We start from the raw sequence: 8,424 nt of genomic DNA on the forward strand, positions 1-8,424 counted from the left end.
CGGGCTGCGGGAAGCCGGCCGGTGCGGGCGCGCCGGCGACGACGGGCGGCAGCGGGGACGGCGCCGGTGGCACCGGAGCGCCGAGCCGGTCGAGCTGCTGGCTGATCCGCCGCAGCAGCGCGGTCTGCTCGGCCAGCTGGTCGGCCACCCGGGACAGCTGCTCGGCGAGCGGGTCCGGCGGTGGCGCCAGGCGTGGGCTGTGCGCGCTCATGGGGTCAACCTAGACGCGCTGCGCCGGATCGAGGAAGAGGCTCGCGGGTGCCGCCGGCGGCGGACGTCCGGCCGGGTCAGGAGCCGTCGGGGCCGAAGGTGGTGCGACCGCGCAGCTTGTTGGCCAGCTCGTCGTCGATGCCGTCGGCGACGTCGGCCATCAGGGTGACCGCCTGGTGCAGGTGCGCGGGGACGAAGGGGTGCGCGGGCACCGTGCAGGTGACGAAGACCCGGTCGCGGACCAGCTGGAACTTCACCATCCGGGCGTCGGAGTTGAGGTCGTTGAGCACCTCCACCGCGCGGGAGCGGCCCTCCACCTCGTGCACCAGCGAGGCGAACACGAGCACCTCGCGGGCCTCGTTGACCAGCCGCAGGAAGAGCATCGTCGATCCGACGCGGATGGCGATGTCGCCCTCGGCGTCGTGCAGCGGGGTGTGGCCGAACATCTCGGTCAGCTCGGCCTCGACCATGGCCTTGAGGTGGTCCGCGCCGGCCGGGATGACGGCGATGACGTCCTCGGCGTCGAACTCGCTGACCGCCTCCTGCTGGGCCTGGGGGGTGAGGATCTCGGCCAGCTGGTCGGGGGCCAGGAAGACCGGGTGCTGGACGCCGTACACCTCGCGCAGCGTCCGCACCGCCAGGGCGGCGAGCTCGGCCGAGCGCTCCTGCTCGCCGATGGTCCAGAAGTTGCCGGTGACGGGCTGGCCGGGGTGCTCGGGCTCGGTCACCGGGTCCTGCCAGCCCAGCGCCGCCATCCGCTGCAGCTCGCCCGGGCCGAGCTGGTACTTCTCCCCCACCCCGGCGTTGCTGGCGGCTTCGGCGAGCAGGGTGTCGCGGTCGAGGCTGTGGAAGCGGACGAAGGGCACCGCCTCGTCGTCGACGGCCACGCAGCCCAGGGTGAAGTCGGCGGTGTCGTCGATCATCGACACCACCTCGGCGAGGCGGGCCTCGAACTCGACCCAGGACTCGTCGGTGCTGCGGTCAAGGTCGAAGTCTGCGTACTCGGACACGCGTCCTCGTCTCCTCAGGTGCTCGGTCGCGGTTCGGGGGCGGGCGCCGGATCGGCGTCTGCAGGCGAACGTAGCGCACCACCGGTGAGGGCGGTGACGACCCGCGACGGGCTGGGCCGACCGAGGTGGTGGGCCATCCAGAGGCTGGTCGAGGCGACGGCGCCGAGGTCGACCCCGGTGCGCACGCCGAGACCGCCGAGCATCCAGAGCAGGTCCTCGGTGGCGAGGTTGCCGGTGGCCGAGCGTGCGTAGGGGCAGCCGCCCAGCCCGCCGGCGGAGGCGTCGATCTCGACCACGCCGTGCTCCAGCGCCTCGGCCACGTTGGCCAGTGCCTGTCCGTAGGTGTCGTGGCCGTGCAGCGCGAGCCGGTCGGTGGCGCCGGCCAGCGCGGTGAGCAGGGCGCGCACGTGCGCGGGGGTCGCGACGCCGATGGTGTCGCCCAGGCTGACCGTGGCACAGCCCAGCTCGAGCAGCCGGTGCACCACGGGCACCACCCCGGCCACCGGGACCCGGCCCTCGTCGGGGTCGCCGAAGCACATCGAGACGTAGCCGCGGACGGCCAGCCCGGCCGCGCGGGCGTCCCGCACCACGCCCGCGGCGCGGACGATCGCGGTCTCCCGGTCGGTGCCGAGGTTGGCGCGGGCGAAGCTGTCGGTGGCCGAGACGACGACCGCGACCTCGCGGGCCCCGGCGACCAGGGCGCGCTCCAGCCCGCGGACGTTCGGCACCAGCACCGGCAGCCGGACGCCGTCCAGGTCGGCCAGCCCGGCCAGCACCTGCTCCGCGTCGGCCAGCTGAGGCACCCAGCGCGGGGAGACGAAGCTGGTCGCCTCGATGGTGCGCAGCCCGGCGGCGTGCAGCCGGCGGACGAAGGTGACCTTGACCTCCGGGGCGAGGACGGTGCGCTCGGCCTGCAACCCGTCGCGCGGGCCGACCTCGTAGACCCGCACCTCCGGTGGCGCGGCCGGAACCGGGTGCGGGTCGGGGAACGGCTCCATGGCCCCGACCCTACGACCGGCGACGACCCTACGACCGGCGACCACCGGTGACGGGCCTCACCACCCGCCGGCGCTGCCGCCGCCCACGCCGCCGCCGACGCCGGCGCTGAACCCGCTGCTGCCGGAGGAGGCGGTGGAGGCGGCCGTCATCGCCGCGCTGGTGTCGGCGGAGAAGGAGGCCAGGTCGCTGGCGAAGGAGGGGGCGAGCAGCAGGCTGCCGTGGTAGCCGCCGACGTACCAGACGGGGTCGGGCAGCACGACGCCGCGCGCGGCCAGCTCACGGAACACGCCGGCCCAGTGGTCGGCGACACCGAAGGCGATCGCGTGCGGCAGGTAGCGGGAGAAGACGTCCTGGCCCTCCTCCAGGCGGATCTGGTCGGCCTCGGCGGTGCCGAGGTAGAGCTTGAACCCGCGGGCCTGCTCCAGCACCGCCGAGCCGGCGGCGGTCCGGGCCGGCATCCGCACCGACAGCACCGCGAGCGCGATGCCCAGCGGCACCAGCGCCAGCGGGACCAGCCCCCAGGAGACGGCGAAGGCGAGCACGAGGCTGAGCACCGCCCCGGCGACGGCCACGAGGATGCCCAGCCCGACCCAGGTGGCCCGGACCCGGCTGGGGTCGCCGCGGAACCAGCCGCGATCGGTGACGTCGCGGTACAGGTCGCGCTGGGCCTTGGCCTTGAGGGTGGCGAAGGAGGCGCCCAGGTCGGAGAGCAGCACCGGTGTGCCGTCGGCGAACAGGCCGTCCAGCAGGTCCTGCTCGTAGGGCTGCAGCCCGGACCGGTCGGCGTCCAGCCGGCGCAGCCGCCAGCGCTCGGGGCCCTTCGGCGGCTTCTCGCCCTCGGCGGCGACGTCCTCGATCACCAGGTGGCCGCGGACGGCGAGGTCGACGATGGTGGCGGTGACGTCGTGGTCGTGGGCGACCTCGTCGAGCAGGGTGCCGATCTGGCCGGGCCGGGCGTCCTCGGGCGGGGTGAAGCGGACCGCCACCGGGGCGCCGCTGCGGCCGCGGGTGGTGCGGGCGGTCTCGCCGCGCACGGGCATCAGGCCCGGGGTGAGGTCGGCGTAGCGCTCGTCGGCGCCGCGGCGGCCCAGCACCACCAGGCCGACCACGCCGAGGACGGCCACCAGCGAGCCGAGGACGCCGGTCACCGGGGTGAGCGGGAAGAGGTTGCCGAGGTGGCGGCGCGGGATGAGGATCGGCTCGGCGGTGAAGGTGCCGGCGGGCCAGCCGGCGACGGTGGTCAGGCCCTGGCCCTCCTCCAGCGCGGGGTGGCCGAAGGTGGCGGTGGCCCCGTCGGCGCTGCTGGTGGCGCAGGGCGTCGGGCTGCCGGCGTCCCCGGCGAAGCAGGCGACCTGCTGGACGTCCTCGGGCCCGGTGACGGTGACGGTGACGTCCTGCACCGGCAGCTCCTGGGCGACCAGGACGTTCCAGGCCAGCTCGTCCAGGCCCGACCCGGCGGCCTCGGGGTTGACCAGGCCGCGCTGGGTGAAGGTCACGGTGTAGGTGTGCAGGCCCTCCAGCTCGACGTCCTCGTCCCCGACCCGCATCTCCAGCACGCCACCGTCGGTCTCGGTCTGCACCGGTTCGGGCCGGCCGTCACGGGTGGCGGTGACGTCGGTGATCGGCAGGCTGCGGTAGTGGTCGGGGTCGCCCTCGATCTCGGTGCGGACCGCCTGGCCGAGCAGCGGGCCGTGGCCGGGGTCGGTGCCGAGGTCGTAGTCGAAGTCGAGGGTGACCTGCGCCGTGCCGTCCGCGGCGAGCTCGGCGGTGACGTCGTAGCGGGGGTAGCTCCAGTCCCCGTCGGACTCGGCGCGGGCCGACGCGGCCGGCAGCAGGAGCAGCAGCACGGCGGCGAGCACCGTGAGGACGATCGACCGGGTGGCGCGCATGGGCTCATTCAACCCCGCCGGGAGGTCGGTCCGGGATGACTGCTGTCACCATCGCGCCCGCTCCGGTCCGGGCGGTCGCTCAGCCGGGCCGGCCGGGCGGCACCACCAGCGCACCGATCTCCCCCGGGGCCCAGGCGATCTCCCAGGAGAACCCGGCCGGGTCGACGAAGTAGCCGGAGTAGCCGCCCCACTCCCGGTGCTCGGCCGCGGTGGTGCGGGCGCCGGCCCGCTCGGCCTGGGCGAGCACCGCGTCCACCTCCTCGGGGCTGCCGAGGTTGTGCGCCAGCGTGATCGGGAACGCCCCCGGCCCGCGGACCGGCGCACCGACCTCGGCGGTGAAGTGGTCGACGTCCCAGAGCGAGAGCAGCAGGTGCTCACCCACCTGGAACATCACCACCTCCCCGGGCACGTCGGTCATCGGCTGCCAGCCGATGCCCTCGACCCAGAACCGGCGCACCGCCTCGAGGTCGTCCACGGCGAGGGTGACCAGGCTGAGCCGCTGCTCCATCAGCTGCACCCGCTGGTGGAGCCGCAGCCCTCGCACACGTAGCAGGAGCCGCTGGGTCGCATCTTGGTGCCGCAGACGTAGCACAGCGGTGCGTCGACCGTCCGGCCCGACAGCGACTCGACCAGCTCGGTGGTGGTGTGCGCGGTGGCCGGGACCGGCCTGGCCGCCGGACCCCTGGCCGGGGGCGGTGCCGGGGCCGGCGCCGGGTCGGGTGCGGCGTCGGCGGGCTGCTCCTCGACCGGCGGGTCGTAGGAGCCGGTCTCGACGTAGCGCGCCCGCTCCCGCGCGGTGTGGATGCCGAGGTCGGCGCGCTGCTCGGTGCTCAGGTGGTCCAGCGCGAGCCGGCGGAAGATGTAGTCCATGATCGACTGCGCCATCCGGACGTCCGGGTCGTCGGTCATCCCGGCCGGCTCGAACTTGAGGTTGGTGAACTTCTGCACGAAGGTCTCCAGCGGGACGCCGTACTGCAGCCCGATCGAGACCGCGATCGAGAAGGCGTCCATCACCCCGGCCAGGGTGGAGCCCTGCTTGCCGAGCTTGAGGAAGATCTCGCCGAGCCCGCCGTCGTCGTAGCTGCCGGCGGTCATGTAGCCCTCGGCGCCGCCGACGGAGAACGAGGTGGTGCGGCTGGCCCGCGACTTCGGCAGCCGCCGGCGCACCGGGCGCACCTCGGCCGGCGTCTCCGGCGTCGGCGCGGGATCGGCGGTGCGCACCGTCGGCGTGCCCGTGGTCAGCGGCTGGCCCACCTTGCAGTTGTCGCGGTAGACCGCCAGCGCCTTCAGCCCCAGCCGCCAGCCCTCGGTGAACACCTCGGCGATGTCGTCGACGGTGGCGTCCTCGGGCAGGTTCACCGTCTTGGAGATCCCACCGGAGAGGAAGGGCTGGACGGCGGCCATCATCCGCACGTGGCCCATCGGCGCGATCGCCCGGACGCCCATGGCGCAGTCGAAGACCTCGTGGTGCTCCGGGGCCAGCCCGGGGGCGTCGACCACGTGGCCGTGCTCGGCGACGTGCGCGACGACCGCCTCGACCGTCTCCTCGTCGTAGCCCAGGCTGCGCAGCGCCCGCGGCACGGTGGCGTTGACGATCTGCATCGAGCCGCCGCCGACGAGCTTCTTGAACTTCACCAGCGAGAAGTCCGGCTCCACCCCGGTGGTGTCGCAGTCCATCATGAAACCGATCGTCCCGGTCGGGGCGAGCACGGTGGCCTGGGCGTTGCGGAAGCCGTGCTCGGCGCCGAGGGCGAGCACCCGCTCCCACTCCCGCCCGGCCCGCTCGTGCACCGCGCCGTCGACGTCGGACAGCGTCGTCAGGGCGGTGCAGGCCTCACGGTGCTGGCGCATCACCCGCTGGTGCGCCTCGGCGTTGCGGGCGTGGCCCGGGTAGGGCCCGACCGCGCCGGCCAGCTCGGCCGAGCGCCGGTAGGCGACCCCGGTCATCAGGGCGGTCAGGCTGGCCGCCAGCGCGCGTCCACCATCGCTGTCGTAGCCGTGCCCGCTGGCCATCAGCAGGGCGCCGAGGTTCGCATAGCCCAGCCCGAGCTGGCGGAAGTCGCGGGTGTTGCGCCCGATCGCCTCGGTCGGGAAGTCGGCGAAGCAGATGGAGATGTCCATCGCCGTGGTGACCAGCTCGACCACCGCGACGAAGGTCTCGGTGTCGACGGTGCCGTCGGGGCGGAGGAACTTCAGCAGGTTGAGGCTGGCCAGGTTGCACGAGCTGTCGTCCAGGCTGAGGTACTCCGAGCAGGGGTTGGACGCCGTGATCCGGCCGCTCTCGGGGTTGGTGTGCCAGCGGTTGATGGTGTCGTCGTACTGCAGGCCCGGGTCGGCGCACTCCCATGCCGCCTGCGCGATCGAGGCGAACAGCTCGCGGGCCCGGACCGTCTCCAGGGTGCGGCCGTCGGTGCGGGCGGTGAGGTCGAAGGTGCCGTCCTCCTCGACCGCGCGCATGAAGGCGTCGCTGACCCGGACGGAGTTGTTGGCGTTCTGGTACTGGACGCTGGTGATGTCGGCGCCGCCGAGGTCCATGTCGAAGCCGGCGTCGCGGAGCGCGCGGATCTTCTGCTCCTCCCGCGCCTTGGTGGCGACGAAGTCGGCGATGTCGGGGTGGTCGACGTCGAGCACCACCATCTTCGCCGCCCGCCGGGTGGCCCCGCCGGACTTGATGGTGCCGGCCGAGGCGTCGGCCCCGCGCATGAAGGAGACCGGACCGGAGGCGGTGCCGCCGGAGCTGAGCCGCTCCTGGGAGGACCGGATCCGTGACAGGTTGAGCCCGGCCCCGGAACCGCCCTTGAAGATCAGGCCCTCCTCGCGGTACCAGTTGAGGATCGAGTCCATGGTGTCGTCGACCGAGAGGATGAAGCAGGCGCTGACCTGCTGCGGGGAGCTGGTGCCGACGTTGAACCAGACGGGTGAGTTGAAGCTGAAGTACTGGTGCAGCAGCAGCCAGCGCAGCTCGTCGCCGAACACCGCCGCGTCGGCCTCGCCGGCGAAGTAGCCGTGCTGCAGACCGGCGGCGGCGTAGCGGTCGACCACCCGGTCCAGCAGCTGGCGCAGGCTGTGCTCGCGCTGCTCGGTGCCCACCGCCCCGCGGAAGTACTTGGTGGTGACGATGGTCGCGGCGTTGACGCTCCAGGAGTCGGGGAACTCGACCCCGTGCTGCTCGAAGACGGTCTCCCCCGTGCGCCAGTTCGTCTGGACGACGTCGCGCAGCTCCCAGGTCACCTCGTCATAGGGGTGCACACCCTCGGTGGAGAACACCCGCGGCACCCGGAGGCCGGTGGTCGTGGTCGGACGGCTGGTGTCGGTCACCCGCCCATTCTGGGCGCCGCCGGACGGTGGGACAACGGGGCACTCCCCGGCAGTGGAGGCCGACCTACCCGCCGCGGGCAGCAGCGGACCGACGGGTCGGGGCGTTGCTCGGCGCGGGGCGCCCCGACCCGTGTCCCGGTCAAGGCCCCTGGACGGGCCCGGCAGCCGTCGACGCGCCGCGCAGCTCGGTGATCGCGGCCTCGAAGTCGTCGACGGACTCGTACTTCTGGTAGACGCTGGCGAAGCGGAGGTAGGCCACCGGGTCGAGCTCGCGCAGCGGCTGCAGGATGGCCAGGCCGACCTCGTCGGCGGGGACCTCGGGGTTGCCCGCGGCCCGCAGGGTCTCCTCCACGGTCTGGGCCAGCTGGGCCAGTGCGTCCTCGCTGACCGGTCGGCCCTTGCAGGCCTTGCGCACCCCGCTGACGACCTTGTCGCGGTTGAACGGCTCGACCGTGCCGGAGCGCTTGACCACCATCATCTGCATCCGCTCGACGGTGGTGAACCGACGCCCGCACTCCGGGCACTGGCGACGGCGCCGGATGCTGGTGCCGTCATCGCTCACCCGGGAGTCGAGCACCCGGGAGTCGGTGTTGCGACAGTACGGACAGTGCACAGCCACTCCCCCGGGATCGACGACCTGGATCTACCTGTAGCGGAATCACATCCGTGTGACCACTACATATAGTGACCTTAGGGCGATCCAGCCCCTAGATCAAGTGCGCCGCCCTCCTGACCGCCCGCCGGGGCGAGATCAGCCGGTCACCACCAGGAACCGACCCACCATCGCCACCACCGCGAGCACGAAGGTCGCCACGGTGAGCGCGGTGACCACGGCCACCCCACGGGGGGTCAGGTGCCAGTCGCCACCGGTGGCCGTGGCCGGGGCCGGCGCCGACACCCGGCAGGCCCGCGGCGCCCCGACCGGGGTGCGCAGCTCCGGCGCACCAGCCCCGGTCGGTCGGACCCGGCTCTGCGGACGCACCCGCCGCCGGCGGACC

General features: G+C 73.6%; 8 protein-coding genes. All 8 read right to left on the minus strand.

Features of this window, described 5'->3' with window-relative positions; translation table 11 throughout:
- The coding region (locus DVA66_RS13675) for a hypothetical protein (RefSeq protein ID WP_198671753.1) at positions 1–211 on the minus strand (211 nt) is incomplete at its 3' end.
- Positions 212–287: 76 nt separating this feature from the next.
- Positions 288–1,220, minus strand: coding sequence for a T3SS (YopN, CesT) and YbjN peptide-binding chaperone 1 (locus tag DVA66_RS13680; protein WP_232821952.1), 933 nt, complete (start codon positions 1,218–1,220; stop codon positions 288–290).
- A gap of 14 nt (positions 1,221–1,234) precedes the next feature.
- On the minus strand, positions 1,235–2,218 hold the full coding sequence (locus DVA66_RS13685) for a hydroxymethylglutaryl-CoA lyase (RefSeq protein ID WP_114560589.1): 984 nt from the start codon (positions 2,216–2,218) through the stop codon (positions 1,235–1,237).
- Between the two features lie 57 nt (positions 2,219–2,275).
- A complete protein-coding gene (locus DVA66_RS13690; RefSeq protein ID WP_114560590.1) occupies positions 2,276–4,108 on the minus strand; it encodes a DUF2207 domain-containing protein in 1,833 nt (610 codons plus the stop codon).
- Between the two features lie 79 nt (positions 4,109–4,187).
- On the minus strand, positions 4,188–4,616 hold the full coding sequence (locus tag DVA66_RS13695) for a VOC family protein (protein WP_114560595.1): 429 nt from the start codon (positions 4,614–4,616) through the stop codon (positions 4,188–4,190).
- Entirely contained in the window at positions 4,616–7,426 is a 2,811-nt protein-coding gene (locus tag DVA66_RS13700; RefSeq protein WP_114560591.1) for a vitamin B12-dependent ribonucleotide reductase, read from the minus strand. The genes DVA66_RS13695 and DVA66_RS13700 overlap by 1 nt, the downstream gene beginning before the upstream one ends.
- A gap of 139 nt (positions 7,427–7,565) precedes the next feature.
- Positions 7,566–8,039 (minus strand): transcriptional regulator NrdR, encoded by a 474-nt coding sequence (gene nrdR, locus DVA66_RS13705; protein ID WP_114560592.1) that lies wholly within the window; start codon positions 8,037–8,039, stop codon positions 7,566–7,568.
- A gap of 138 nt (positions 8,040–8,177) precedes the next feature.
- Positions 8,178–8,424, minus strand: a 247-nt coding sequence (locus tag DVA66_RS13710) for a hypothetical protein (RefSeq protein ID WP_157974003.1), incomplete at its 5' end; no start/stop codon positions are given.

The organism is Desertihabitans aurantiacus, from assembly GCF_003344635.1.
GTDB lineage: Bacteria > Actinomycetota > Actinomycetes > Propionibacteriales > Propionibacteriaceae > Desertihabitans > Desertihabitans aurantiacus.

Coding starts and splice junctions, on each gene's coding strand:
- DVA66_RS13685 (WP_114560589.1), bottom strand. CDS start 2,218: ATGGAGCCGTTCCCCGACCCGCACCCGGTTCCGGCCGCGCCACCGGAG.
- DVA66_RS13690 (WP_114560590.1), bottom strand. CDS start 4,108: ATGCGCGCCACCCGGTCGATCGTCCTCACGGTGCTCGCCGCCGTGCTG.
- DVA66_RS13695 (WP_114560595.1), bottom strand. CDS start 4,616: ATGGAGCAGCGGCTCAGCCTGGTCACCCTCGCCGTGGACGACCTCGAG.